Annotated in this window: 21 protein-coding genes and 2 pseudogenes; 8 read left to right on the forward strand and 15 right to left on the reverse strand. The window is 56.5% G+C overall.

Annotated features, from left to right (window positions below):
* Positions 1 to 17: 17 nt before the first annotated feature.
* From FME97_RS08095 to FME97_RS12570, 8 genes and pseudogenes are all read left to right on the forward strand, one after another.
* Entirely contained in the window at positions 18 to 3,002 is a 2,985-nt protein-coding gene (locus FME97_RS08095) for a SusC/RagA family TonB-linked outer membrane protein (RefSeq protein ID WP_141428841.1), read from the forward strand.
* A gap of 24 nt (positions 3,003 to 3,026) precedes the next feature.
* Entirely contained in the window at positions 3,027 to 4,709 is a 1,683-nt protein-coding gene (locus tag FME97_RS08100; protein WP_141428843.1) for a RagB/SusD family nutrient uptake outer membrane protein, read from the forward strand.
* Between the two features lie 34 nt (positions 4,710 to 4,743).
* Entirely contained in the window at positions 4,744 to 6,171 is a 1,428-nt protein-coding gene (locus tag FME97_RS08105) for a hypothetical protein (RefSeq protein ID WP_141428844.1), read from the forward strand.
* A gap of 108 nt (positions 6,172 to 6,279) precedes the next feature.
* Complete coding sequence (locus FME97_RS08110) at positions 6,280 to 7,677, forward strand: DUF4832 domain-containing protein (protein WP_141428846.1); 1,398 nt, start codon at positions 6,280 to 6,282, stop codon at positions 7,675 to 7,677.
* 10 nt (positions 7,678 to 7,687) lie between these two features.
* Positions 7,688 to 8,572, forward strand: coding sequence for a DMT family transporter (locus tag FME97_RS08115; protein ID WP_141428848.1), 885 nt, complete (start codon positions 7,688 to 7,690; stop codon positions 8,570 to 8,572).
* A 300-nt stretch (positions 8,573 to 8,872) separates the two neighbouring features.
* The gene (locus FME97_RS08120) at positions 8,873 to 9,094 is read left to right on the forward strand and encodes a hypothetical protein (RefSeq protein ID WP_141428850.1); all 222 of its coding nucleotides are present in this window, start codon (positions 8,873 to 8,875) and stop codon (positions 9,092 to 9,094) included.
* A 69-nt stretch (positions 9,095 to 9,163) separates the two neighbouring features.
* Positions 9,164 to 9,388 carry a hypothetical protein gene (locus FME97_RS08125; RefSeq protein WP_141428851.1) on the forward strand — a complete coding sequence of 75 codons (225 nt, stop codon included), beginning with the start codon at positions 9,164 to 9,166 and terminating at the stop codon, positions 9,386 to 9,388.
* A pseudogene (locus FME97_RS12570) lies at positions 9,324 to 9,803 on the forward strand (multidrug DMT transporter permease); the annotation flags it as partial. The gene FME97_RS08125 and the pseudogene FME97_RS12570, both read left to right, overlap by 65 nt.
* Positions 9,804 to 10,010: 207 nt before the next feature.
* Here FME97_RS12570 and FME97_RS08135 read toward each other — a convergent pair.
* The 15 genes and pseudogenes from FME97_RS08135 to FME97_RS08205 form a co-directional block, all read right to left on the reverse strand.
* Positions 10,011 to 11,132 (reverse strand): glycosyltransferase, encoded by a 1,122-nt coding sequence (locus FME97_RS08135; RefSeq protein ID WP_141428852.1) that lies wholly within the window; start codon positions 11,130 to 11,132, stop codon positions 10,011 to 10,013.
* Positions 11,129 to 11,854, reverse strand: a complete 726-nt coding sequence (locus FME97_RS08140) for a glycosyltransferase family 2 protein (RefSeq protein ID WP_141428854.1) — start codon at positions 11,852 to 11,854, stop codon at positions 11,129 to 11,131. Before FME97_RS08140 ends, FME97_RS08135 begins: the two co-directional genes overlap by 4 nt.
* A gap of 56 nt (positions 11,855 to 11,910) precedes the next feature.
* On the reverse strand, positions 11,911 to 12,405 hold the full coding sequence (locus tag FME97_RS08145) for a serine O-acetyltransferase (protein WP_141428856.1): 495 nt from the start codon (positions 12,403 to 12,405) through the stop codon (positions 11,911 to 11,913).
* 100 nt (positions 12,406 to 12,505) lie between these two features.
* Positions 12,506 to 13,330 (reverse strand): glycosyltransferase, encoded by an 825-nt coding sequence (locus FME97_RS08150; protein ID WP_141428858.1) that lies wholly within the window; start codon positions 13,328 to 13,330, stop codon positions 12,506 to 12,508.
* On the reverse strand, positions 13,327 to 14,469 hold the full coding sequence (locus FME97_RS08155) for a glycosyltransferase (protein WP_141428860.1): 1,143 nt from the start codon (positions 14,467 to 14,469) through the stop codon (positions 13,327 to 13,329). The genes FME97_RS08150 and FME97_RS08155 overlap by 4 nt, the downstream gene beginning before the upstream one ends.
* An 18-nt stretch (positions 14,470 to 14,487) precedes the next feature.
* Positions 14,488 to 15,513: an EpsG family protein gene (locus tag FME97_RS08160; protein ID WP_141428862.1), complete on the reverse strand. Its 1,026-nt coding sequence runs from the start codon at positions 15,511 to 15,513 to the stop codon at positions 14,488 to 14,490.
* A 27-nt stretch (positions 15,514 to 15,540) separates the two neighbouring features.
* A complete protein-coding gene (locus tag FME97_RS08165) occupies positions 15,541 to 16,527 on the reverse strand; it encodes a glycosyltransferase family 2 protein (protein WP_141428864.1) in 987 nt (328 codons plus the stop codon).
* Between the two features lie 21 nt (positions 16,528 to 16,548).
* Positions 16,549 to 18,087: a lipopolysaccharide biosynthesis protein gene (locus tag FME97_RS08170; protein ID WP_141428866.1), complete on the reverse strand. Its 1,539-nt coding sequence runs from the start codon at positions 18,085 to 18,087 to the stop codon at positions 16,549 to 16,551.
* Positions 18,088 to 18,123: 36 nt separating this feature from the next.
* A complete protein-coding gene (locus FME97_RS08175) occupies positions 18,124 to 19,269 on the reverse strand; it encodes a dTDP-glucose 4,6-dehydratase (RefSeq protein ID WP_141428867.1) in 1,146 nt (381 codons plus the stop codon).
* Positions 19,270 to 19,272: 3 nt separating this feature from the next.
* Entirely contained in the window at positions 19,273 to 20,154 is an 882-nt protein-coding gene (gene rfbD / locus FME97_RS08180; RefSeq protein ID WP_141428870.1) for a dTDP-4-dehydrorhamnose reductase, read from the reverse strand.
* The gene (gene rfbC / locus FME97_RS08185) at positions 20,151 to 20,726 is read right to left on the reverse strand and encodes a dTDP-4-dehydrorhamnose 3,5-epimerase (RefSeq protein WP_141428871.1); all 576 of its coding nucleotides are present in this window, start codon (positions 20,724 to 20,726) and stop codon (positions 20,151 to 20,153) included. Before rfbC ends, rfbD begins: the two co-directional genes overlap by 4 nt.
* Positions 20,727 to 20,744: 18 nt before the next feature.
* Entirely contained in the window at positions 20,745 to 21,647 is a 903-nt protein-coding gene (gene rfbA, locus FME97_RS08190) for a glucose-1-phosphate thymidylyltransferase RfbA (protein WP_141428873.1), read from the reverse strand.
* 25 nt (positions 21,648 to 21,672) lie between these two features.
* Positions 21,673 to 22,779 carry a Wzz/FepE/Etk N-terminal domain-containing protein gene (locus FME97_RS08195; RefSeq protein ID WP_141428875.1) on the reverse strand — a complete coding sequence of 369 codons (1,107 nt, stop codon included), beginning with the start codon at positions 22,777 to 22,779 and terminating at the stop codon, positions 21,673 to 21,675.
* A gap of 12 nt (positions 22,780 to 22,791) precedes the next feature.
* Positions 22,792 to 25,218, reverse strand: coding sequence for an SLBB domain-containing protein (locus FME97_RS08200; protein WP_141428876.1), 2,427 nt, complete (start codon positions 25,216 to 25,218; stop codon positions 22,792 to 22,794).
* Between the two features lie 47 nt (positions 25,219 to 25,265).
* Positions 25,266 to 25,864: pseudogene (locus FME97_RS08205) on the reverse strand (sugar transferase).
* Positions 25,865 to 26,080 lie beyond the last annotated feature (216 nt).

The raw sequence follows: 26,080 nt of genomic DNA on the forward strand, positions 1-26,080 counted from the left end.
ATCAAAACCTAATTCGTATGAATCTTAAATCATTCCTCAGAACTCAACTGCCGGCTTTCCTCCTCTTGGCGGGGAGCGCCCATGCGCAGACCGCCGTTCAGGGTACGGTGCTCTCGGCAGAGGACAAATCGCCCCTCCCGGGTGCGACGGTCGTCGTCGAGGGCACGACGCGGGGGACATCGGCCGGTGCGGACGGTCGCTATGCGCTGGAAGCCGTCCCGGGCGAAGTGCTCGTCTTCTCGTTCGTGGGATTCGAGGACCGGAAGGTGACCTACAGCAACCAGACGACGATCGACGTGGAGCTCGAACCGCAGTCGAACAGCCTCGACGAGGTGGTCGTGATGGGTTATTCGTCGCAGCGCAAGACGGAGCTTTCGAGCGCCGTGGTTTCGCTCGACGCGGAGCAGCTCACCGACGTCACCTCGCCCGACATCGGGAACATGCTCCAGGGCAAGGCCGCCGGCGTGCTGGTCTATAATACTTCGGGGCAGCCCGGTTCGCAGGCTACGATCCGTATCCGCGGCACGGGCTCCATCACCGCAGCCAGCGACCCGCTCTACGTGGTGGACGGCATCATCGGCGGTACGTTCAACCCCAACGACGTGGAGACGCTCACCGTGCTCAAGGATGCCGGAGCGACGGCCATCTACGGTTCGGAGGGTGCGGGCGGCGTCATCGTCGTCACGACCAAGTCGGCGAAGCAGGGGCAGAAGACGACGGTCAATTTCAAGTTCTCGGCCGGCGTGAAGTCGGTGTTGCAGGGCCGCCTGAAGATGATGGATTCGGAGGAGCTCTACTATACGCAGAAGAGCTACATGCCCGAGGTGCTTTTTCAGGCGCAGCGTCCCGAATCGCTGCTCGGACAGGATTTCGACTGGGTGGACGCCATCTTCCGCACGGGCGTCGTGCAGAATTACTACGCTTCGGTATCCGGCAGCTCGGGCAAGACCAATTACTATGTCAGCCTCGATCATTACAGCGAGGACGGAACGCTCATCAATACCGACTTCCACCGCACGACGGCCCGCATCAACCTTTCGACCGAACTGGCGCGTTCGCTGCGCATGACCACGCGCGTCGCCTACACCAATTCGCGCGATTACAGCTCCTCGTCGTATCAGACGCTCGAGTGGGCCTACTGCATGGTGCCGTGGGACAGCCCCTATTATGCCGACGGCTCGCTCATCGACCTGAACAAGGACACCGAACACGCCTGGCTGTCGCAGTACCGCTACAATCCGCTCTTCGCCGAGAAGTACAACTACGCCAAGTCGCATTCGGACGATCTGGTGGGCGACCTGCAACTGGTGTGGAATCCTACCGACTGGCTGACGGTCTCCTCGTCGAACCGGTTCAACCGCAGCGGTTCGAAGTACATCACCTGCATCGACCCCCGCACGGTGGGCGAGTCGGAGCACGGCAGCCTTGCGAACAGCCTGTCGGAGGGATGGGGCATCTCCTCGTCGAACCTCGTCAAGGCGGCGCACTCGTTCGGCGACCACAACCTCGGCGGACTGGTGGGCTACGAGTACGGAATCAACAAGGAGGAGTACCTCGACGTGACGGGACAGGACATGCCCGAGGGGATGGGTTCGATGAATTCGACGATTCCCTTCGAGAACGGCGGGTACGACCTCTGGGGCGAGGGCTGGTCGGTCTTCGCGCAGGTGCAGTACAGCTACCGGAACAAGTACACGCTCACGGCGTCGTTCCGCGCCGACGCCAGCTCGAAGTTCGCGCCCAGGAACCGGGTGGGTTACTTCCCGTCGGTGGCCGCTTCGTGGGTCGTCAGCCACGAGAACTGGCTCAGGGACGCCGCATGGCTCGATCTGCTCAAGCTGCGCGCCAGCTACGGCGAAACGGGTAACTCGTCGATCGGGTCGTACCTCTACCTCGACTCCTATTCGTTCGCCTCGAAATACCACAACAAGGTGACGGCCATTCCCGTCCGCAAGGCCAATCCCTATCTGGGCTGGGAGACGGCCAACATGACCGGCGTGGGTCTCGACGCTTCGTTCCTCGGCCGGATCGACCTCACTCTCGACTTCTACAACATCATCAACTCCGAGCTGCTGCTCAACGTGCCGCTGTCGCCTTCGACGGGCTTCTTCGACCAGACGGCCAATGCGGGCAAGGTCCGCAACCGCGGTTTCGAGATCGCGCTCAATACGACCAACGTGAAGACCCGCGACGTGACGTGGACCACGGGATTCAACATCGGGTTCAACCGCAACCGCGTGCTGACTACGCCGACTCCCGAGGGATTCCTCCAGTCGAGCGGCGGCAACGGAACCGTCTCGCAGCAGGTGAAGGTGGGGCAGGATATTTACAGTTGGTACATGCCCAAATGGCTGGGCGTCGATCCGGGCAACGGCGATCCCGTATGGGAGAAGGTCGTCTATGACGAACACGGCCGGGTGACCGGACGCATTCCGACCAACGATTACAGCGAGGCGACCAATCAGGTCGTGGGCGTCGCCACGCCCAAGTTCAGCGGCGGCGTCTCGACCTCTCTGCGCGTCTTCAACTTCACGCTGAGCGGCGTGGCCAATTTCGTGTACGGCAACAAGATCTTCAACAACGACCGCCTGACGATGGACGCCGACGGCGCGTTCCTGACGCACAACAGCGTCTCGCTGGACAACGGACTGAAGTGGAAGCGCTGGGAGAAGCCCGGCGACGTGGCCACGCACCCCAAGGCCGTCGCGTTCGGCAACAAGAACTCGAACGCCGTGTCGTCGCGGTTCCTCGAGGACGGCAGCTTCTTCCGCATCAAGAACGTCACGCTGGCTTACGACCTGCCCGAAAAGTGGGTCAGGAAGATGCGGATGCAGGCCATGCGCATCTACGTTTCGGGCGACAACCTGGCCACCTTCACCCGCTTCTCGGGCATGGACCCCGAGGTCGATCTGCAAGGTACGGAGTACACGCTGGCCGGTATGTACAGCACGCCCTATCCCGTGGGCCGGACCTTCATGTTCGGCGTCGATCTGACCTTCTAATTCCAACCGTAAAACCGACAAGACATGAAAAAGATACTTTTGGGCGCAGTCGCCTCGCTGACCCTCTCGGCCTGCGACCTGGACTATTTCCCCAACGATTCGATGACCTCGGACCAGATGGCCGGGAACCCCTCTTCGACGGAGTATTCGACCGACGGCAACTACTCGATGTTCAAGGACGTGCTGGAGTACAAGGGTTCGGAGTATTCGGGCAGCACCTATGTCCGCTACTTCTTCCAGATGTCGGAGTTCCGCGGCGATAACGTCTGCCTGGCCAACAAGACCGAGGACCCGCTCTACAACGAGATCTGCTACAACGACCTGGAGACCGATCTGCCCACTTCCTACTTCTGGTGGTGCGCCTACCATATCATCTACGGCGCCAACGCCGTGATCGAATCGCAGCCCGAAGGGGCGAGCGACGAGGGCGACCGGATGCTGGGCGAGAACTATTTCCTGCGCGCCATCTGTCACCTGCACCTCTCGATGCTCTACTCGCGGCCCTATACCTTCGGCCGCGACAACATGGGCGTCGTGCTGCGCACCTCGACCGACACGCCGACCACCGAGCGCTCGACCGTGGGCGCCGTGTATGATCAGATCCGCGACGACCTCGTAAAGGCCGCCGGACTGCTCAAGGACAAGGCGCGCCGCGGCGATGCCGGATATGTCTCCTACGATGCGGCCATGGGCCTGCTTTCGCGGGTTTACCTCTACCGCGGCGAGGACGACAAGGTGATCGAGACCGTGAACGGCCTGCTCGGAGGCGCTTCGGCCGAAAGCAAGCTCGATCCCGACTATGCCCGCTATTTCGAAAATGCGCTCTCTTCGTCCGAAACCCTCTGGGCCGTCGCGCACGAGGATTACGAGGACCGCGGACGCGAGTCGGTCGGTTCGATGTACTGGACGCCCGACCAGCGCGGTGTGGGCGGCTGGGCCGAAATGTACTACTCCGATCCGCTGATCGCCCTCTACGAACGCCATCCCGAAGACATCCGCTTCACGGCCTACTGCGAGCGGCTGAATCCCGACGAGACGGGACAGTTGCAGGTCCGCTGGGCGGTCGCCTCGGAGGGAACGGATTTCCGCGTCAATCAACTCTACGACTGCTTCCGCGACGACAACGGCTATTATTACGAGGAAAACGGCTCCCGGCATTATTTGCAGGCCGAACAGGAGTACGGCCGCACGCAGTTCTACGTGACGGTCGGCGGCGAGAAGACGCGCGCCTACGTGGACGTGAAGACCGAGAGCTTCAACACCTGTCCTGCCTTCATGTGCAAGAAATTCGCCAGCCCGACCAACGCCGCCCATCCGCTGCTCTCGTCTCCCGTGATGCTGCGCTGGGGCGAGGTGATTCTCAACCGTGCCGAAGCCTATGCCAAGACAGGCAACGAGCAGGGGGCGCTGGATGACGTCAATGCGCTGCGCCGCCGCGCCGGACTGTCCGAGGAGGCCCTCTATACGCTGGACAATTACCGTGAGGCAGGGTATTCGTCGGTGCTCGACGTGGTGCTCGACGAGCGTCGTCTGGAGCTCTGCTTCGAGGGACAGCGCGCATTCGACGTTTTCCGCAACGGGCGGTCGCTGGACCGCCGTTTCGCAGGCGTCCAGCCCTGGGAGGTGGTCGATTGCGACGATCCGCGCATCCTCTACCGCATTCCCTACGACGAAATCTCGGTCAGCGGCATTCCGCAGAACGACTAACCCGATTCCCTGACGACTAAAACGTGAACCGATTATGAAAAGACAACTCTTTGCGCGAATGGCGCTGATGCTGGCGCTGCCGCTCTTCGCCGCCGGCTGCATCATCGACGATCCCGAACCGGGTCCCAACCTCTCGGGCGACTGGACGGAGCCCGAAGAGCCGGCGGGGCCCGAGACCTTCATCACCGTGGACGGCGACTTCTCGGACTGGGACGCGATTCCCGCCGACGAGCTGGTGACGGCCACGGTTCCCGACGACGCCTTCTATTCGGCCGGCCGCCGGCTGAAGGTCTATGCCGGAGCCACCTATATCAATATCTACCTCGAATATTCGGAAGCGGAGCAGCCCGTGCAGATCATGCACCTCTATCTGGATTCCGACATGGCCTTCGACGGCGAGGGCCGTCCGACGACGGGCATGGGCAATGCGGCGTGGACGAACGACGGCGCGGACATCCTGTTCGAGGGAATGCTCAGGGACGATACGGGCGCTCCGACGGCCTACGCTCCGACGATCTTCACCTGGTCGGGCGAACCGCTCTCCGGCGGCTGGGACTGGACGGAGGCGGTGGCCGCGGGGGCGGGCATCTGCTCGAACTGCGAGCCGGTCGAACTGCCCAACGGCAACATGGCGATCGAGATGACCATTGCCCGGAGCGCCGTTCCCGGCCTGGGACAGAGCTTCCGGCTGGGCGTCGGACTGCAATACGACTGGAACGACATCGCCTACCTGCCCGCCGGGAGTGCGGTCGAGGAGAACGGCGAACCGAAACACGGCGCCGTGGAGAATCTGCTGATCGGAGCGAAGTCCGGACCGGCCCCCGAGGTGCTGATTACCGCCGACGGCGATTTCTCGGACTGGGAAAAGGTTCCGGCGAGCGAAATGACCGTCGCCACGGTTCCCGACGACGCCTACTACAAGGCGGGGAAGGTGGCCAAGGTCTATGCGGGCGAAACCTACGTGAATTTCTATGTGGAGTACGAGGATTCGGCGGAGCAGCCCGTGCAGATCATGCACCTCTATCTGGATTCCGACATGGCCTTCGACGGCGAGGGCCGTCCGACGACGGGCATGGGCAATGCGGCGTGGACGAACGACGGCGCGGACATCCTGTTCGAGGGGATGGTCGTGGACGACGCGGGCGCTCCGGCGGCCTACGATCCCACGATCTTCAACTGGACGGGCGAGAACCTTTCGGGCGGCTGGGACTGGACCGAGCTGCTGGCCGCGGGATCGGGCGTCTGCTCCGCATCGAAACCCGTGGAGCTGGAGAACGGACGCAAGGCCGTCGAGGTGGTCGTGGTGCGCTCCTCGATCCCGAATCTGGGCAGTCGTTTCCGGGTCGGAATCGGGTTGCAGTACGATTGGAACGATATCGCTTACATCCCCGCCGGCAGTGCGGTCGAGGAGAACGGCGTCGTCGGACACGGGGCGGTCGAGAACATGCTCGTCGGCCGCTGACGAACGGCAAGGCGAACGCCCGCCTTTCGGTTCAAACCGATCGAATCAACTGTTTCGGCCGGCGTCGCGGCGTTGCGGCGCCGGCTTTTTTACGGATTACCGACTACGATGACGATACCTGTTTTTTTCGGGGCGGCCGCGCTGCTCTCTTTCTGCGCGGCGGCCTGTTCGGACGGCGGCGCGGCCTCCGGCGGCGACGGATTGCGCCGGGTGGCGTACGTGTCTTCGGACGAGGCGTTTCCCAATCCCGAACGGGGATTCTACTACCCCTATGATTTCCGGTTCGCCGGGGGCGGAACGCCGGAACCGCTCTCTCCGGAGACCCTGCGGGGACAGCGGCGCCTGAACCGCTCGCTGGTCCTGCTGGAGTATTTTCTCCGCGACTTCATCGACCGCCCGCTGTCGGAGGAGTGTCTGGAGCTGGTGGAACGAAATTTCGAAGCCCTGCACGAGGGCGGCTGCAAGGCGATCGTGCGTTTTGCGTACAGCGATTCCGAGCGGGAGAAGCCCTGGGATGCGGCCGAGCCGGTCGTGCTGGGGCATATCGCCCAGCTCAGGCCGCTGCTGCAACGGTACGGGGCGGTGATTTGTGTCCTGCAGGCGGGGTTCGTCGGCGTGTGGGGCGAGTGGTATTACACGGACCATTTCGGGTTCGAACCCGTGACGGAGACCGATTACGCGCCCCGCCGCCGGGTCCTCGACGCCTTGCTCGACGCCCTGCCGGCCGACCGCATGGTGGCCGTGCGCACGCCCGCGGCCAAGATGCGGTGCTGCGGGCTCTCTCCGGCGGATACGGTCTCCTTCCAGACGGCCTGGGACGGATCGGCGCGCTCGCGCGTGGCGGCGCACAACGACTGTTTCCTGGCGAGCCGCGACGATGTGGGGACCTTCGTCGGGGAGGCCGACCGGGAGTTCTGGCGGACGGAGAGCCGCTATGTGAGCATGGGCGGCGAGACATGCAGCGTGTCGGAGTACTGCGACTGCACCGACGGGGTGGCGGACATGGAGGAGTACCATTGGAGCTATCTGAACAGCGCCTACCATCCCGGAGTGATCGCCCGGTGGCGGCAGGAGGGATGCCTCGGGGAGATCGAACGGCGGCTGGGATACCGGTTCGTTCTCGAGACGGGACGTTTCACGCGGCGGCCCGTTGCCGGCGGGGAGTTCGTCGTCGGGCTGGAGCTGCGCAACGAGGGGTTCGCCTCGCCGTTCAACCCCCGTCCGGCGAAGCTGGTGCTGACCGACGCTTCGGGTCGGAAACGGCAGGTTTTCGACATGCCGTGGGATCCGCGCCGCTGGTTCGCGGGGAAGACGCATACGCTGACGGCCGGGTTCGCCGTGCCGCCGCAGTTCGTCGCGGGCGACGTCTGCACGTTGTGGTTGTGGCTGCCCGATGCGGACGAACGCCTGGCCGAAAGTCCGTGTTTCAGCATCCGGCTGGCCAACGAAGGAATATGGGATGCGGCGAGCGGATACAACCGCCTGCTGGATTTCGAACTCGAATAGAGAGCATGTTATGAAGGATTGGATCGGAAAACACCGCTGGCTCTTTTTCGGGCTGGTGACCATGCTGACCTGGGGCGTTTGGGGCGAATTGAGCGAACTGATCGAGCGGGCGGGATTCCCGTCGGGACATGTTTACGTCGTGTGGGCCTTTTCGATGGTCCCGTGTGCGGCGGCGGCCCTGCGGATCGCCCGGTGGCGGTTGGACCGTTCGCCGCGGGCGTTGCTGCTGGGGCTGAGCGCCGGACTGCTCGGGGCCGGCGGTCAGCTCGTGCTGTTCGAGGCGCTGCGCTTCGGGCCCGCCTATATCGTATTTCCGTTCGTGTCGATGTCGCCGGTCGTCACCATCGCGCTGTCGCTCGCGCTGCTGCACGAACGGGCCAGCCGCATCCAGATCTTCGGGATCGTTGTGGCGCTGGCGGCGATTTTCTTTCTCTCGTGGCAGGAGGGGGCGCACGACGGAACTGCGGAGGGCGGTCTGTGGCCGGTGCTGGCGGTCGTCGTCTTCGTGGCGTGGGGCGTGCAGGGCTATGTCATGAAGTTCGCCAACGCCTCGATGAGCGCCGAGAGCATCTTCTTCTACATGGCGCTGACGGGACTGATGCTGGTTCCCGTGGCGCTGCGTATGGCCGGACCGCAATCCGGGCGGATCGGTGCGGGACTCTGGATCGGAGGATTTCTGACCCAGTTGCTCAACGCGGTGGGCGCTCTGACGCTGGTGTACGCCTATCGCTACGGCAAGGCGATCATCATTTCCCCGATGCAGGGGCTGGCTCCGCTCATCACGATGGTGCTGTCGCTGGTGATCTTCGCCGTGGTTCCCGGACCGATGCTGACCGTCGGACTGGTGCTGGCGGTCGTGGCGCTGGTGGCGCTGTCGGTCGAGCGGGACGGATGACATCCGCCGGGAGCGGTTTCCGGGGAAGCTCTGCGGCCGCCCGTTTCCGGGCTGTCGCAGGGCTTTTCGCGTCGGGCCCCCGGAGAGACCTTCGTGACGCGGCTCGCCGGACTTCTGGCAAAGATGGCGGAACGGCAGTCCGTGCGGCCGGTCAATGTCCCGGTCCGGCCTGTCGGCCCGCATTGCGGGTTATGACTTCCGCAAGGCCGACTCCCGTGAGCCGCGATTCGATCCAGGCGGCGAAATCGAAATATTTGAGCAGCGGGCGTTCGTACTCGGCCCGGACGATCGTTTCGACCCGTGGCCGGAACCGGCTCCACAACCGGTTGCGTTCGTGCCGGCTTCGGCGTTACGGACAATCAGGAGCTGCGTTGGAAGCGCACGAAGGACCTGCTTTATACGTACAGCGTTCCCGTGCCGCCCAATCTCTACTCCTCGACCTTCGCCAACGTGGGAACCATCGACAACTCGGGTATCGAACTGACGATCGCTTCGACGCCGGTCACGACCCGGAACTTCTGATGGGACCTGGGAGCTACGGTCAGTTATAACCGGAACGAACTGGTGCGATTCTCGAACGATCAGTACGAAATGGTTGAGATCAAAATCGGATATTTCGCCGACGATCTGAAGATGTACACGATGCGGATTGTCGAAGGCGAACCGCTGGGCAACTTCTGGGGACCGAAATTCCTCGGATTCGACGCTGCGGGCGGAGCCGTTTACGAAGACCTCGACGGTGCGTCGTTGAGGTTCGTGGGGGAATACCCAGAAACTTGCCGCAAAGACGTGGCGCTACGAACTTTTCTATTGTGACTATGTGATAGGTCTGCTGCTTTTCTCGACTTTTCTCGGCGGGGTCGTTTTCAATGCGTCGAACATCCTGCTTGCGGCGGCCGTGGCGCTTTGCGGCATGTCCGTGGCTTTTCCCGTCGGAGTGGGATTGGCGCTGGTTCTGGGCGTATTGATCAATTATTTCGGTGCGGCCAAAGGCGATCCGCTGTTCATTTTCCTTGGCGTGGCGCTCATCGCTGCGGCGATCGTCATGAACGGTCTGGCATACAGGATGGCCCGGACAGGAAAACGGAAACTTGCGGCGAAAGGGCTTCTGATCTCGGTCGCGGCGGACACGATCATGGCCTTTTTCTACCGGTTTGTCGCTTCTTCGATGGACCTCGACAGTTTCACGGCCCCCGCAGCCGGAAAGATGATTCCCTACATAGTCCCTTTCCGTGCCATACTTTCCGGAGACATCCGGAAAAACGAAAAGCCTTACGTATTCCAATACGTAAGGCTTTTCGTTCCGTTACACTCTTTTCGGTTGCTTTTCGGTCGGAAACGGGATTTGGGCCTGCTTCTTGTCTTCTCTATGTATCAATATGTTGCGATGTATCTTCTTTTTTATTCTGTTCCCAGATTATCCGATTTTGATTTCTGGTTATATCCGATCATATATATCCTTCAGTTTTTCCGAGAAAATCTGAGATGTAAACAATTCATCTACCCGCCGATGACCGGCTTCAGCCATCTTCAAGCGAAGCGTATCTTCGGAAAGCAACCTGTCTATGGCCCGTGCAAATTCCACTGCATCCGAATTAGGTGCCTCCAAACCCGTTTCACCGTTTAGCGAAACATAATTGACTCCCGATGCGGGAATGGAGAATGTTACCGGAGGCGTATAGCAATACATACTTTCGAGAAGCGTTACTCCGAATGCCTCGGCCCTTGTTATGGAGGGGAATGCGAATACGTCCGCAGCGTGAAGATAATATTTGAGTTGATTGTCCGGAATCCGACCGAGGAAATGAATTCGAGGAGATTTTGCCTGCATCCGAAGCCGGGGTGTTAAAGGTCCGTCGCCTCCGATCAGCAGCACGCATTCTTCTTTTATGTATTTTTCCGCTTCAATGAGATAGCGCAGACCCTTGTATGGAACATGGCGGCCGTAAGAGAATACGATCTTTCGATCGCCATAACAAGTTCGTATTTCCCGAATATGCGTGCGGTCCTTTTCTGCTTTTACGAGATCGAATCGCCGGGTATCTATGACATTGGCCAAAACCACACATTTGTTATGGTATGGAGCCAAAGGCTTTGCCTCATCTCGTAATTTGGGACTCGTTGTAAGAATCAGATCGGCACGGCGGAACAACAGACTTTCGAAAGGACGATAACAAGTGTATAAAAACGCTGATGTTAATATTTCAGCATGGTAGTGTACGATCAATCGGACCCGCCGAGGTAATACGCATAAAAGATAGAATCCGACCAAAGGATTCGGAGCATGAAAATGAATAATATCAGGGTTGAAAGACCGGATTTCAGCACGCAGCCGCCACATATAGCCGAAGGATAGTGCCTGACTTGCGATTTTTGCAAAAGTCCCCACCCGAATGACCTTAATTCCTTCGTAAGATGAGATTCGGGTATTCCGACAATCGTTGAAACAAATCACCTCATGTTCGTATTCGGATAACGAAGAAACGGCCATGTGACAAACCTGTTCGATTCCGCCCGTATGCGGTGGATAATAATTGGGGATGTGCAAAATCTTTTTCATCTAACAGAAATTCTTTTCAGAAAAGCAGTCAGACAATGTACGCGATAGCGGATTTTAAACCAAAAAGGGAAAAAACTTTTGTCGCACGAGGCGGATACGGTCGCTTCATGTCTGCGATAAATCATCAATGGAACCGGCAGATAAGAAACTTTACCGTAATAAGATGCCAACAAACCCAACCATATATCATGCGGCACGGAGTGGCGTGGACATGGTAATGCTTTATCGAGTAACTCTCTCCTGAAAGCCATGCAGGACCCCAAAAACGAATTTCGGATCAGATTCCGCAAAATACCTGTTCGTAGTCCGTTCAACTTGAAGTAGGAATCATGAATAATGTGCAAAGAGGCATCGGCCACTTTGCAGTCAGATAAAACCAGCAAATGATTTTGCAGCTCCTTTTGCATCGTATCGACCTTACCCGGTAACCAGACATCGTCCTGATCCGAAAGAAAAATAAATTCACCGGAGGCATGACGAAGCGCATTTTCGAAATTGTGTGTGACATAATCAAAACGGCGAGGATAAACCGTTGTCTTGATATGTTTTATAATTCGGATGCGGGAATCATTTAGCTCTGAGATAATTGCAAAAGTACGATCGGTCGATCCGTCATCTGAGATTATTATCTCATCTCGAGGTCCGAGTTGCGAAAGAATAGAAAGGAGTTGCTCCCGTATAAATTTCGCGCCATTATAGGTCGCCAAACAAACTGAAATCATATTTTAATTTGCGTATTCTTCCCGTTGTGTTTTTGACCGAACTTTATCGCCATCAGTTATCTAAGGATTATCCTCGGTTTGCTCAGGACACAAGTTGAATTATCGGGCAGATCTTCCACAACGACACAGTTCGCTCCGATTTTGACATTATTGCCGATTCTGACATGCCCCAGAATTTTAGCTCCAGCCCCGATCAGCACATTGTCTCCTATCGTGCACCCCCCCCCGTGACTTATGGTAACCTGCTGAGCTATGGTGCAGTTTTTCCCAATACTTACATCATGGCCGATAATTATCCCGTTGGGGCCATGTAGCAGGATCGGAGGGGTTTTAAAGAATGCTCCGGCTCCTAAATTTGTGCCGAAAGAGCAATTATGGTAAGCGTCGCATTTTTTTATATAGTATAGATAGTACAATTTTAAAAGAGTAGGAGTTTTGTTGTTCGGATCGGTCACTATAGCTCTTCTTTTCCAATACTTTTCATGATTATAGTGCTGAATAAATCCCAAGATCCATTTACCTAATTTATTGTCGTTGGAGAATGGTTTCATATGTCGTCTTAAGCAGCATTTTCAGATGTTGTCCGTGGAATCCTCATCTTATAGCATATTGGATTGAATTCCCTATTCAACTATATCAGTGAATAATTTTTTATCTTCGCATCCAATATTTCGTTATGCTTTTTGTCAGAAACGATATTTTCCGAGTTCGTATCGTCAAAGATAAGGTATGCGAAATAACACAATATTGCCGGAATGCCCAATCGGGGAAATCCAAAAATTTACAATTTTTTCCGCACTCCAGATAAATTTCGAAGCGACTTTGCAGCTTTTCAATATCCGTTTGTTCATTCGAAAAATTTTGAAAGCATTTACACGGAAGCAGATAGAAATATCTTTCACCCGAATGCCACAGTTTCCGGACAAATTGCGTGTCTGCGAAATCGAGCCATATCCGTTCGTCGTATCCGCCGCTACGCTCGAACAATGATAACTTTACACATAATCCGCTATTTATGAGTAAGTAATGTTTTATCGGATAAATTCTGCCAGGGGACAACGGATTTTTCTGTGCTTTCCAGCGTCTGAAAGGAGAAAACTCCGTACCTTTCGGGAGAAAGACCTGTGGAACGAAAAGTTGCAGATCCGGATGAGCAGAAATTGCATCGATGTAACTATCGAAAAAACCATCCGGTAAAATCGTATCTTGATCCAAAAGCAGCAACCAGTCCAGTTTTTCCTTGCTCGCATACCGGGCGGCTGCATTATAAGCATAACCTAACCCTTTGTTATCGGGGCAATGATCGTATCGAATATCCGGATAGTTCCGATGATTGCTGTCGGCATCCGGAGAATTGTCAAAAATAAAAAGACGAATCTTATGATGCGTACCGATTTGTGCATAGGCGCTTTGGAAAGCCGGAGATTCGCTCAATTGCATTTTATACAAAACAATCGCGCAACAGATTGAAATCATTTTTGCCGTAATTTTTCAATGACAGGATATAATACATGTTCCCACGATAATTCCACCGGCATCCCGATCGTGGTGTTTATTGGAGTTTGCAGATCAATGATTCGCTGTAATGCTTGTTGTAGTCCCACTGCATCTTCCTGTTTTATATATTCTCCGCACTCATTATTCCCGATCAAATCGCGGGCTGCCCCGACGTCCGTTGAAACGAGATAGCAACCGAAACGTCTTGCTTCTACCAAAACAAGGCCGTAGCTTTCCCACCGGGACGTCAGCACGAAGACCTTGGCCGAATTGTAATGTTCCCACAATTTTTGCTTGTCATGAATAGGTCCGGTAAATATGATCGAACTGAGCTTATCGGGGAAATTCTTGTAGAATCTATCTATTTTGGATTGAAATGCCGGTTCGATCGGGCCTATGAAATAAAATTTCCATCCTGCCGGATTGATATGCGCCAAAGACTCAAGCAGCATGTCCGTGTTTTTCTGTTTTGTTCCTAACCGGCCGACTGTTATTATTTTGTTCTCTTTTTCATCGAACGACTTTATCTTGATCGGCGTTTTCCGGAGGCTTGTTTCGTCAAAACCGTTCGGTACGTAAACCAGTTTGTCACCGAATGCGAAATAGGGAGAATCGGATTTTGTCATTAATGCGTATGCTTTCGACGTCTCACAAGAGATAACATCAATAGCAGCGATCCCTTTTTTATACAGCAATTGTCGAATTCCTTCCTTTATGCCTTTCCGCTGCGGAAATTTCTCGGCAATATGATGATCTGTGTCGCATTTGACATAAACTTTGCCGTCCGGATTGAATATTTTGTATATAATAGCCTCGATAATGGTAGGTATCGAATAATGAAACCGCATCAGGATATCGATTTTCCGGGCATTGCATACAAGGTACCACCAGAAAAAGACAAGTTTATACCATCCGTTTTTTCTGTCGCCCCGGCGGAAAAGAAATTTGTACCGTATTCCGTCGTTTTCAACCGGGAAATTCCGGTTCGTTGCACTTGTCAGCGAAACGATTTCGACATCATAGCCGAGCGCTTGTCCAAGATAATATGGAACACAGGAGACATCCTTGCCGATATGTTCGCGCTCCATATAGAGAAAGGTCAATGTCAATTTAGGCATATATGCTGTGCAAATAAATTATTTGAGCAACTCTTCCACGAACAGCCTGCCGTACATGATTGCAGCGCTGTAACCTACAACGAGCCATTTGCCCAATGCTTTCGGTGAAAAAAGATTGATTACCATGGGAAAAAGCAGGATATCCACACATGTAAGGAATTCCGTAATGCGCAGTCCGGCCGTAAGATTATTGCGGAATAAAGGCAGGGCGGTCAGCCCGCATGCCATGATTTTTAATAACAGGACCGAGTAGCGATTGTGCGGTTGGATTTTATGAATATTCCAAAGCAGAAACAGGAATATTCCGATTCGGGTTATTTGGAAAAGACCTAAGATATTGGCTCCGCCATTGCCGTCATCGGTTATTTCCACACTATATATCAAGAATTTTTCCTGGATGAATTCAATCGGAACAAACGAAATCAAAGATGTCAGATAAATTCCATTTAGCGAAAGCAGGTATCCTGTTAAAATGACACCTGTCCAAATTCCCCGATTGATTCTGTCGCTTGATAAAAACCAGAGCGGAAGCATCAGTAACGCTGACGCATGGAACATTGTAGCCAATAGTACCCAGCCGAAATAATGCAGCCAATTCCGATGATAAAGAGCTCCGATTGACAACAGCAGGATACCGCAAGCCGCAGCCGCCCGGATTTGTGTCATATCCTGCAAGATCATCAGGTTTCCGATCCAAATGATAAGACTAGGAAAAATGAATTCCGAATATCGTTTGATGGCGACGAATTTGATCGTAACGCTGATTATGGCATAAACGAACATCAGTCCGGTAATTCCACCTCCGCAAATGTCTCGTATTAAAAACCGGATCAATAAGAAAGCCGGTTCGACCAAAATCGAGTTGTCGGAAAACATTGCGGTATAAGCCGCATAGTCATTATCGATCGCTCCGCGAAAACCTATAAAAAAGATCGCAAGGACACAAAATGCCCAATAAATCGTTTGAATCTGCCGATTTTTATACGATGGATTCCATATACAAAAAAGTATATTGATGGTAAAAAAAATTAAAACAAAAAACATTCTCTATCCGAAATAATCCGCAAGAAATCAACGTGTCTTTTTATAAACGGAAAGAAGCGGTTGCAATACAGGCGCTGTCCATCGGCTAATCATTCCCCGATAAACAATTTTTTTCCATCGGGGAATTTGGATATTCGATAAGGATGCCATTATTTCTGGCCAAAGGTTGCGCCATCGTGATAAATTATCTTTGTCCATTGTCCACCAACTCAATAAAGTCCATTTTACTTTGAATAAGAAACCATATAAATCGGGCGTCAGTCGAGTTCGATCATCCGAAGGCATATTCGCTATAAACTGAATTATTTTTTCGGAATTATGAATAATATCATCGGCTCGTCGTAACATAATCGATGAATCCATTGTCCTGCAAACACTTTCCTGATGTACGATATAATGATAATACGCTTCAGGAACATGTATGATGGATTTGGCCAGATAAAATAAATTGATGGAAGCGACAGTATCCTCGTACATCGGACGAATATCCGAAAAAGAAACGGCTTTCTGATATAAGGCTCTTCGTACTAATTTTATCCATACTCCAGGATTAATATTGGCTCGCAGAATTTGCTGAACAGCGTTTACTCCTCCAAGTGTATCAAGCTGATTGACATGTTTCTCTATATTATCGACAACAAACATCAGATCGCAATATGCAATGTCGGCATGATTGGATACCGCTGTCCGATATAATGTTTCATACATATCCGGTTCGACCCAGTCGTCACTGTCGCACATGATTACATATTCTCCGGAAGCAATGTTTATTGCCGTTTGACGGGCGGCTGTTATATTCAAATTACATTTATGCCGAACAATTTTGACACTATTCTGACGCTGTGGATATTCCGTTAAAACCCGATGTAAGATATTCAGACTTTGATCCTGCGAACAATCATCGACAAAAATATACTCGATGTCTTCAAGTGTTTGTTCGAAGAGCGAGCGGACACATTTTTCAATATATTTTTCAACATTATATACTGGTACGCAGACGGATACTTTGGGCATATTGAAAGATGTATTTAATGGTTATCTTATGATTCTTTGGCAGCGGCGCACAAAGATTCGCATTCCTTTGATTGCAATGTAGAGGGCCCCGAAAAGCAGCGAGAAGAAAATACCGATTACCAGGACTCCGTACATCAACCAAGCCCCGATTCCCGCCGTCGGGTCGAATGGCAATACGCCAAGAATCAGATACATGACGGCCGACACCGCCGATACGAGCAGTATATGTTTCGCATACATTCTGACATATATCCACAGATTCTCTTTGAGGCCTCTCCGGAACAGGAAATAGGGTTTCCAGCAGAATACTACGATCAGCAGGCTCAGCAGCACGCCCGCAAGAATTCCGTGCAGGCCGAAGAACCATCCCAGCAGCACCGACATTCCGATATTGATCGACGCTTCGACCACCGGAGCCCAGATGTCGCTGAACAGACCGTAAGCATTCAAATAGGCTTCGACCGTCGTCCTCGTCAGTCCGATATACAGCGTTGCGACCATCAGGCCCAGCGTCAGGTCGTCCAATACGTATTCGGGACCTATCCACAACGTAATGAAGGCCGGCGTGAGCATATAGACTCCGAAGCATACCGTGCAGCTCAGCAGAAACCGCACCGAGAACAGCTCCTCGAATACCGACATGATGCGCTCCTTATTCCCTTCTGCCACCAGATTTCCCACTCCGGCATTCATGCCGTTGAACACGGCTCCCATCAACGAAGTAATCCCCAGAACAATGAGCATGTAGTTGCCATAGAGCGCCACCAGAGTCAGCGAAGCATAGGCATAAATGATGATCGGACTGGTCTGTGTCAGAGCGAATCCTGCCACTTTATGAAAGAACAGTTGCTTGATCTTGGTGATGACGTCGGGATATTTCCGGCTCAGCGCCTTTCCTGCCGACAGGTCGGTCCGCAGATAGGGATACGTCCGCCGGATCACCGCGTTCAGCGCCACCGACGCCACCACGGCAAAGCCCACTTCAAGCGCCAGCCACCAGACATACCCATCGTCGAAGTATTTGATCGCTACGATCTGGCACAGCGTCTTCGCCAGCATCGACGCTTTGTAGCTGTACTGTATCCTGTACTCCTTCTGGTCGGCCGAGAGGACGATTTGTTTGTAATTGACGAAATAGCTCAGCAGGGCACTTACGAGCAGCGCGCCGAACGAGGCATAGGCGTACCACAACGGCAGCGGCATCTTCTCGAAAATCCACGGGAAGAAGCACATAAGCACCGCAGCGCCGGCTATCACCACCCAGGCGATGCGGCGATACATCCAACCTTGCAGCGATACGATCTCGTTGATCGCAGCCGTATCCCGGTCGAACAGCGGCTTGTAGAGCGTGCAGGCGATGGCGGCGCCGATTCCCAGCTCCGCGAGGTTCAGGAACTGCAGAAGGTTCGTCGCCGTGGTGTTCAGGCCCAGCACCTCCGCGCCTAGATGGTCGAGGAAGATCTTCCGGGAGAAGAACTGCAGAATCAGGTTCACGAAGTAGAACCCGAGCGCCACAACGCTGTTCTTCAGACTTTTTGCCGTACGCGATTCCGCTGCCATCGACAATCGACGAATCAAATGCAAGTTTCGAAAACCCTACGACCGGCTTCCGTACATACTCTCGTAATAGTTCTGGTACTTTCCGGAGGAGATATTTTCGAGCCACGCTTGGTTTTCGAGGTACCAGCGGACCGTTTTCTCGATTCCTTCCTCGAACTGCAGCGAAGGCTCCCACCCCAGTTCTCTCTGGAGTTTTCGCGAGTCGATGGCATATCGCAGGTCGTGCCCCTTTCGGTCGGAGACATACGTGATCAGGTCGTCCGAATATCCTTCTGGGTTTCCCAGCAGACGGTCCGCCGTGCGGATGAGCACCCTTACGATGTCGATGTTCTTCCACTCGTTGAATCCCCCGATGTTGTACGTCTCTGCGACCTTTCCCCTGTGGAATATGGTGTCGATAGCCCGTGCGTGGTCCTCGACATAGAGCCAGTCGCGGACGTTCTCTCCTTTTCCATATACGGGCAGCGGTTTCCGATTTCGGATATTGTTGATAAATAGCGGAATCAGCTTTTCCGGGAACTGGTAGGGGCCGTAGTTGTTGGAGCAGTTGGTGACGATCACGGGCATGCCGTAGGTGTCGTGGTAGGCCCTTACGAAGTGGTCGGACGAGGCCTTCGAGGCCGAATAGGGCGAGTGAGGGTTGTATCTGGTAGTCTCGGAGAAGAACTCCTCGCCGTAGGCCGAATGATGTTCTCCGCTCGATGCCGAGGTCGAGAAGGGCGGTTCGATGCCCTGGGGCCGTGTCATCTCCAAAGCCCCGTACACCTCGTCGGTCGAGATGTGGTAGAAGAGTTTGCCGTGGTATCCCTCCCCGCGGGATTCCCAGTACACCCGCGCGGCCTCGAGCAGCGCGAGCGTGCCCAATACGTTCGTCCGCGCGAAGGTGAAGGGGTCGCGTATCGAGCGGTCCACGTGGCTTTCGGCAGCCAGATGGATCACTCCGTCCGCCCGGTATTCCCGCATCAGGTGCGACATGCGTTCGTAATCGCAGATATCGGCCCTGACGAAAACGTAGTTCGGTTCCCGTTCCACGTCCCGGAGGTTCTCGAGGTTGCCCGCGTAGGTGAGCTTATCGACGTTGACGATCCGGTAATCGGGGTATTTCGAGACGAAAAGACGCACCACGTGGCTTCCGATGAAGCCGGCGCCTCCCGTGATGATGATGTTGCGTTTGAAATCCATCTTCTATTTCTCTTTTTCGATGTTTCCGATACATTTGCGGAGGCTGTCCGTCCAGTGGGGAATCACGATACCGAATGTCTCCTTGATTTTCGTCTTGTCCAGCACCGAGTAGGCCGGGCGTACGGCTTTCGAGGGGAACTCGTCGCTGTGGCAGGGGCGGATGTCGCAGGCGGAGTTTCCGGCGTATTCGGCGATGGTCCGGGCGAAGTCGTACCACGAGCAGACGCCCTCGTCCGAGAAGTGGTAGATGCCTTCGCGGCCTTCGTATTTGCGGTGTTCCACGATGTCGAAGATCGCTTCGGCGAGGTCCCCGGCGTAGGTCGGGGTCCCCGTCTGGTCGAATACCACGCGCAGCACCTCCTTTTCTTCCGTCAGACGCAGCATCGTCCTGAGGAAGTTCCTCCCGATCTCCGAATAGAGCCACGCCGTGCGGAGAATCACATAGCGGCAGCCCGAAGCCAGTACCTCCTCCTCACCGTGCAGTTTCGTCGCTCCGTAAACGCTTCGCGGCGCCGTCGGGGCTTCCTCCGTGCAGGGTCTGTTCGCTGTGCCGTCGAAGACGTAGTCCGTGGAGACGTGCACGAGCAGTCCGCCGACTCCTTTCATCGCGCGTGCCAGGTGTCCGGCGGCGGTGGCGTTCAGCAGCTCGGCACGCTCCACGTCCTCCTCGGCACGCTCCACGTCCGTATAGGCCGCGCAGTTCACGACAGCGCCGATGGCGTGTTCGTGGACGAAGCGTTCCACGGCCTCACGGTCCGTGATGTCGAGCCGCAGGGTATCGTCGCCCGCGACGTCCGTGAAGAAGTAGCGGTCCGCCGAGGCGGCCGAAGCACGCCGGAGGGCATGTCCCAACTGCCCTCCGGAGCCCGTGACAAGAATGTTCATGACTTGTAAAGGTTTTCGTTATACTCGAACGGCGATACGAAATCCCGCAGAAGCGGATGCCGTGTATCTTTCTCGCTCAGGATGATCTTCTCCTCCGGAATACGCCAGTCGATGCCCAGCGACGCATCCCGTATCGAGATGCCACCGTCCGCTTCCGGAGCGTAGTAGTCGTCGCACTTGTACTGGAAGACCGCCTCCTCGCTCAGCACGGCGAACCCGTGCGCGAAGCCCCGCGGGATGAACAACTGAAGGTGGTTATCCTCCGTAAGCTCCACGGCGACATGACGCCCGTAGGTCGGACTCCCCCGGCGGATGTCCACCGCGACGTCCAACACCGCTCCGCGCACGCACCGAACCAGCTTCGACTGAGCATGGGGAGGACGCTGGAAATGAAGCCCCCGCAGCACCCCGCAGGTCGAGCGTGACTCGTTGTCCTGGACGAAATTCACCGCACGAACCTTCTCGCCGAACTCCCGCTGCGAGAAACTCTCGAAAAAGTACCCCCGCGCGTCCCGGAAAAGGCGCGGCTCGACGATGACCACGCCTTCGATGGATGTCTGTATAATATTCATAGTGTATTATTCTGCGAATTAAAGGTTCGCCTCGCCCGTGCGTTCGACTTCCCCGATGACTTTCAGCAGGTATTGCCCATACTGATTCTTGAGCATCGGCTGCGCGAGCTCGCGCATACGCTCTTCCGTAATCCAGCCCTGACGGTAGGCGATGCCCTCCAGGCAGGCGATCTTCAGACCTTGGCGCTTCTCGATAACCTCGATGAACGTCGAGGCTTCGCTCAGCGAGTCGTGCGTACCCGTGTCCAGCCACGCGAAACCCCGTCCCAAGGTCTGCACCTTTAACTTGCCGTCCGAAAGAAAACACTGGTTAACCGTCGTGATCTCCAACTCCCCGCGGGACGAAGGCCTGATGCTTTTGGCCTCTTCCACGACCTCGTTCGGATAGAAATAGAGGCCCACCACCGCGTAGTTCGATTTCGGATGCTGCGGCTTCTCTTCGATCGAAAGGCAGTTGCCTGCCGCATCGAACTCGGCGACCCCATAGCGTTCCGGATCGTTCACCCAGTAGCCGAACACCGTAGCGTTGCCATCCTCCTCGGCCGTGCGGACCGCCTCCCGAAGCATGCCAGAGAAGCCCGCGCCGTGGAAGATGTTGTCGCCCAGAACGAGGCACACCGAGTCTTCGCCGATGAATTCCTCGCCGATCAAAAATGCCTGGGCCAGGCCGTCCGGGGACGGCTGTTCCGCGTACTCCAGGCGGATTCCATAATCCGAGCCGTCGCCAAGCAGGCGACGGAAGCCCGGAAGGTCCTGCGGTGTCGAGATCAAAAGAATATCCCGGATCCCCGCCAACATCAGAACCGACAGCGGATAATAGACCATCGGCTTGTCGTAAACGGGCAGAAGCTGTTTGCTTACTCCCTTCGTGATCGGGTACAGACGTGTGCCCGATCCTCCGGCCAGTACGATACCTTTCATGATCGTGTCTTATTATTTGAATCGTTTATCTTTCCTGTTTTCTGAACGTTTCAGCTATTTCCTCTCCGAAAAGTGTCCACGCCGCGGCAGCGGCTCCTGCGAGGAACACGCATCCGACGAGAATCATGATCTTCGAAGGTTTCGAGGGTTTGAGCGGGACAGTCGCGGGCTGCACGACGGCATAGACCGGGGTCGATTCCTGGACCTTCGCACGCGCCAGTTGCAACTGCTGGGCCGTCTGGTTGTAGAGGCTGTACGCCAGCGACATCTCGTTTTGCAGCCGCTCCTGCTCCGTTCGGAAGCTCTTCCGCGAGAGCGCCTGATTCTGGTCCACGTACTGCGCGTAACGCTGCTGCGCCGCATAATACTTTCCCTGCGCCTCGTCGAAGAGCCGCTGCGTGAACTCCAGGTCGTGCCGCGCCTTGTCCGTGCGGTACTGCGTGATGTGGTTCTGCAGGTTGCGCATCACCGTGTCGGTCAGCGTCGCCGCGACGAGCGGGTCCTGCATCGTCACCGCCAGCGAGACGACCATCGTCTTCTTGTCCACGCTGGCCGCGATACGCTCCTGGAGGCTTCCGACCGTCTCGTTCTCCTCACGTGTCAGGCGGAAGGGGTCCGTCACGCCCGTTCCGCGGCGTTCGTCGTCCTCCGCGCGGAACAGCCCCGTGAACCATCCCAGCGCCTTGAACGGCGCTGCGGCGACAGCGCTCCACCAGGGTGAGCGCAGCTCTTCGGAGACATACTCCGAGACGGGCATCCGGCGCTCGTCCCGCGCCAGGCGGACCTCCACGCCGAACAGCTCGGTCATAAACGGCACCGACTGCACGATATCGGGGTACAGCTCCGGAGACATCGCATCCGCCGAGTTCATGCTCCCCATGTTGATCCCGGCCATCGAGGCCAGGGAGCCCAGTCCTCCCAGCGACGGCTTCCCGCCCTGCACCTCCGGGGCCAGCTTCACCGTAACCGTGTACTCCTTGGGGATGCTGAAGCCGATGACGAGTCCCGCCAACGCCCCCGCGACGCACCATCTGACGATCCTCCGGCGTCCGGCCCACAGCTTGCGCGCCAGCTCCGCCAGGTCGATCTCACCATCCCCCGCAGGGGCGGTCGCTCTGTTCATCTCTTCCATCGTCCTTTCCGCTTATTTCGACAGGTTCGCGATCGACGCCGCCATCGTTCCGATCGACGCCGCCGACGTGGCCAGGCTCATGATCGCCGGGAGGCTCATGCCCTTGCGCTCGCGCTTCGAGGGGATGACGATCTCGCACCCCGGCTCTATGCGCGCCTTGCGAAGGCTCTTCACGCGGGACACCGTGCCGTTCATGTAGATCACGTACGCCTTGCTGCGCTTCGCACGGAGCCCGTAGCCGCCCGCCTGGCCGATATAGTATTTCAGATGCTTGCCCGCCATGTAGAGCACCGTATTGGGATACATCACCTCTCCCGAGATGCTCACCGTGGAGACGTATTCCGGGATCACCAGACGGTCTCCCTCGCGCAGCACCATGTCGTAGTCCGAGCCGGGATTCGACAGCGCCTTGTCCAGCTCGATGCCCACCGTGTAGTAGTCGTCCAGTTGCAGCTTGTCCAGCGCCAGGGAATCTCCGCCCCGGCTGTTCTGGCGGGCCATGCGCAGCGTCGTCTCGCGCACTGCGCGCTCCTCGTCGTTCAGACGGCGGATCAGACGCGCCCCGTGCGCGTAAGCGTCCGGCGTGAGGCCCCCGGCGCGGCGCACAAGGTCCGACAGGCGCTCGTTCTTCTTCACCAGCGTATAGCCTCCCGAGAACACCACCTCGCCATCCAGCGTAACGCGACGCTGCTCCCGGTAGCCCGGGCTGCGGCGGACCTCCACGATGTCGTAGGGCGCCAGCTCGAAGTCCGCGCCGCCGTCCGTCACCAGTCCGTCCTTGAGCGAGAACGTGTAGATACGGCCCAGCTCGCTCGTCGGCTCCAGGCTCTTCGGGTCCTTCATGCGCCGCGAGACGTCCACCTTCACCGTAGAGGCCCCGTCCAGAAGACCTCCGGCCTGAACCACGAGGTCCTCGATCGTCGTATGCGCGGCATAGGGGTACACCCCCGGGCGAGCCACCTCGCCGCCGATGGTGAAGGACCCGCGCTCCTCCAGTTCGTGGATGCTCGGAACGATAAGCACGTCGTTGCGCCGCAGCTCCACGTCCGCGGAACGCCCCGACATGATGCCCCCGAGGTCCAGCGACAGAAGCTCCAGCGACAGGTCCTCGCGCTCACGAAGAAGCTGCGCGCGGCCCGTGAAGGCGTCGCCCTCCAGGCCCTCGGCGCGCTCGATCAGGGCCCGCACCGTGTGCATCGCGTCGCTCAGCTCGTACATCCCCTCCCGGTACACCGAGCCGCGGACCTCCACGCGGTTGGCGAAGCGGTCCAGAACGGACCCCACAGTCACCGCGTCTCCGTCCTCCAGCGTCCATCCGCCGAAATCGCCCTCCCGGACGTTGTAGAGCCGGTATTCGCGCCCCGTCTCGCGGATCACCCGGAGCTCCTTCGAGTAGGCGTCCCCCGTGAAGCCGCCCGCGTAGTCCAGCAGACGACCCAGCGTCTCGCCTCGTTTCATCTCGTAGTGCATCGGACGCTTCACCTTCCCCGAGACGTTGACCAGCAGCTCGTAGGGGCGCACGATCACCACGTCGCCCTCTTCCAGACGCACGTCGTCGTCCTGACGACCCTCCAGCAGGTAGGCGTACACGTCCACGCGCGCCACCTCACGGCCCCCGCGCATCACGCCGATATCGCGAAGCCCGCCGATCGGAGTAACTCCTCCCGCGCGGTACAGCGCATGGAAGACCGTCGAAAACGACGACAGACGGTAAGTCCCGGGCGTCTCGACCTCTCCCATCACGTTCACCTGGATCGTGCGTAAACGCCCCAGCGTAACCCGCACTTCCGATGCGGGACTGTCGCCCGAGACCCCCGCGTAGATCTGTCCGAAGACCTCTCGAAGCTTCGCGTTCGCCTCGCCGATGGTCAGCCCGTTCAGATACACAGGACCCACCTGTTCGACCATGATATTGCCCTCGGGGGAGATCTCCTCTCGGAGGCTCCGCTCGTTCTCCCCCCAGATGTCGATGATGACCTCGTCGCCCGGACCCAGACGGTAGTTCGACGGCGTCGCCTGGTTCTCGTTCGGCTCGAAGGTCAGCGTGCGGCTCCGGAACACGTCGCGCCCGAAGACCTCGCGCGGGTCCGAGCGATCCGCCGCGGGGTCCGTGGCTGCCGAACTCACCACATCGAGACTCCCCGCGGTGAGCCGTTCCGAGGAGGACTGGACCCGTTCCCGTTGCTGACCCGAGATACCGCGGTCCGCAACGCGTACTTCGCTGCCCTGGCTCTCTTCGTACTTCCGCTTCAGACGTTCAGCCTGCTCCGCCGTAACCCCTCGAGCCAAAAGCTCCCTGCCGATCTGATGCTCGCTCTTGCCGTTCCGGCGACCTTCCAAAGCATACTCGAGCACCGCTTCGTCGCTCAACTGGGCGTAGGAATAAATACCCGATAATAAAAATCCCGATAATAAGAAAATACTGAAAATCCTATTCATGAATTGTCTTGTTGTTGGCTGATCTGTATTTTGTCCGGATGTGACCGTCAGAACTTTTTCCCGAACACGATCGAGCCGAACGTATTCGCGAGAACCTTGAAGTCGAGCCACCAGGAACGATGGCCCAGATAATAGAGGTCGTATTCCAGACGGCGCAACATCTTCTCCATCGTATCCGTATATCCGTTGTATAGCGTCGCATAGGAGGTTACGCCCGGACGGATCTGGTATAGATAGACATAACGCATGTCGTGTTCGAGAATCTGGTCGATATAGAACTTCCGTTCGGGCCGGGGGCCGATGAAGGCCATGTCGCCGCAGAAGACATTCCATAATTGCGGCAGTTCGTCCAAATGGTGCGCACGCAGGAAACGTCCCACTTTCGTCAGACGCGGATCGTCGTCGCCTCCGCTATGGCTCAGCTGGGGGCGAATTTTTCGGCATCGAGCCGCATCGAACGGAATTTGTAGATGTTGAACGGCCGTCCGAACCGCCCGATTCGCTCCTGTTTGAAGATCGCGGGACCGCCGTCCTCCTGTTTGACCGCGATGTAGCAGATCAGAAACAGCGGTGAGAATACGATCAGTGTCACAAACGCCAGAATGCAATCGCCGATGCGTTTCACCTGCCGCGAGAACGACGACATGCCGTCCGGAATGAACCGGTCTTTGGGAACGTACCGGCTTACGGGGGTTGAAATTTCGATGTCTTCATCGAATTTCGGATGCTCCCCCCCCCTCAGTTTGTCGGTCCACCGCGCATAGGCGCTCCGATCCACCGCATCCGGCATCCGGACCAGCAGATACGATGCGGAAATATGTCGTACGACGATCGCCCGCTGCAACAACAACGGCACGGTATC

Source organism: Alistipes dispar, from assembly GCF_006542685.1.
Taxonomy (GTDB): Bacteria; Bacteroidota; Bacteroidia; order Bacteroidales; family Rikenellaceae; genus Alistipes; species Alistipes dispar.

Bases quoted from the DNA above. Each gene is read 5' to 3' on its own strand.
- FME97_RS08135 (WP_141428852.1), bottom strand. From the start codon at position 11,132: ATGAAAAAGATTTTGCACATCCCCAATTATTATCCACCGCATACGGGC.
- FME97_RS08125 (WP_141428851.1), top strand. From the start codon at position 9,164: ATGGTTGAGATCAAAATCGGATATTTCGCCGACGATCTGAAGATGTAC.
- FME97_RS08160 (WP_141428862.1), bottom strand. From the start codon at position 15,513: ATGTTTTTTGTTTTAATTTTTTTTACCATCAATATACTTTTTTGTATA.
- FME97_RS08110 (WP_141428846.1), top strand. From the start codon at position 6,280: ATGACGATACCTGTTTTTTTCGGGGCGGCCGCGCTGCTCTCTTTCTGC.
- FME97_RS08100 (WP_141428843.1), top strand. From the start codon at position 3,027: ATGAAAAAGATACTTTTGGGCGCAGTCGCCTCGCTGACCCTCTCGGCC.
- FME97_RS08155 (WP_141428860.1), bottom strand. From the start codon at position 14,469: ATGCCTAAATTGACATTGACCTTTCTCTATATGGAGCGCGAACATATC.
- FME97_RS08105 (WP_141428844.1), top strand. From the start codon at position 4,744: ATGAAAAGACAACTCTTTGCGCGAATGGCGCTGATGCTGGCGCTGCCG.
- FME97_RS08200 (WP_141428876.1), bottom strand. From the start codon at position 25,218: ATGAATAGGATTTTCAGTATTTTCTTATTATCGGGATTTTTATTATCG.
- FME97_RS08140 (WP_141428854.1), bottom strand. From the start codon at position 11,854: ATGATTTCAGTTTGTTTGGCGACCTATAATGGCGCGAAATTTATACGG.
- FME97_RS08175 (WP_141428867.1), bottom strand. From the start codon at position 19,269: ATGGATTTCAAACGCAACATCATCATCACGGGAGGCGCCGGCTTCATC.
- FME97_RS08145 (WP_141428856.1), bottom strand. From the start codon at position 12,405: ATGAAACCATTCTCCAACGACAATAAATTAGGTAAATGGATCTTGGGA.
- FME97_RS08170 (WP_141428866.1), bottom strand. From the start codon at position 18,087: ATGGCAGCGGAATCGCGTACGGCAAAAAGTCTGAAGAACAGCGTTGTG.
- FME97_RS08095 (WP_141428841.1), top strand. From the start codon at position 18: ATGAATCTTAAATCATTCCTCAGAACTCAACTGCCGGCTTTCCTCCTC.
- rfbC (WP_141428871.1), bottom strand. From the start codon at position 20,726: ATGAATATTATACAGACATCCATCGAAGGCGTGGTCATCGTCGAGCCG.
- rfbA (WP_141428873.1), bottom strand. From the start codon at position 21,647: ATGAAAGGTATCGTACTGGCCGGAGGATCGGGCACACGTCTGTACCCG.
- FME97_RS08195 (WP_141428875.1), bottom strand. From the start codon at position 22,779: ATGGAAGAGATGAACAGAGCGACCGCCCCTGCGGGGGATGGTGAGATC.
- FME97_RS08165 (WP_141428864.1), bottom strand. From the start codon at position 16,527: ATGCCCAAAGTATCCGTCTGCGTACCAGTATATAATGTTGAAAAATAT.
- rfbD (WP_141428870.1), bottom strand. From the start codon at position 20,154: ATGAACATTCTTGTCACGGGCTCCGGAGGGCAGTTGGGACATGCCCTC.
- FME97_RS08150 (WP_141428858.1), bottom strand. From the start codon at position 13,330: ATGATTTCAATCTGTTGCGCGATTGTTTTGTATAAAATGCAATTGAGC.
- FME97_RS08115 (WP_141428848.1), top strand. From the start codon at position 7,688: ATGAAGGATTGGATCGGAAAACACCGCTGGCTCTTTTTCGGGCTGGTG.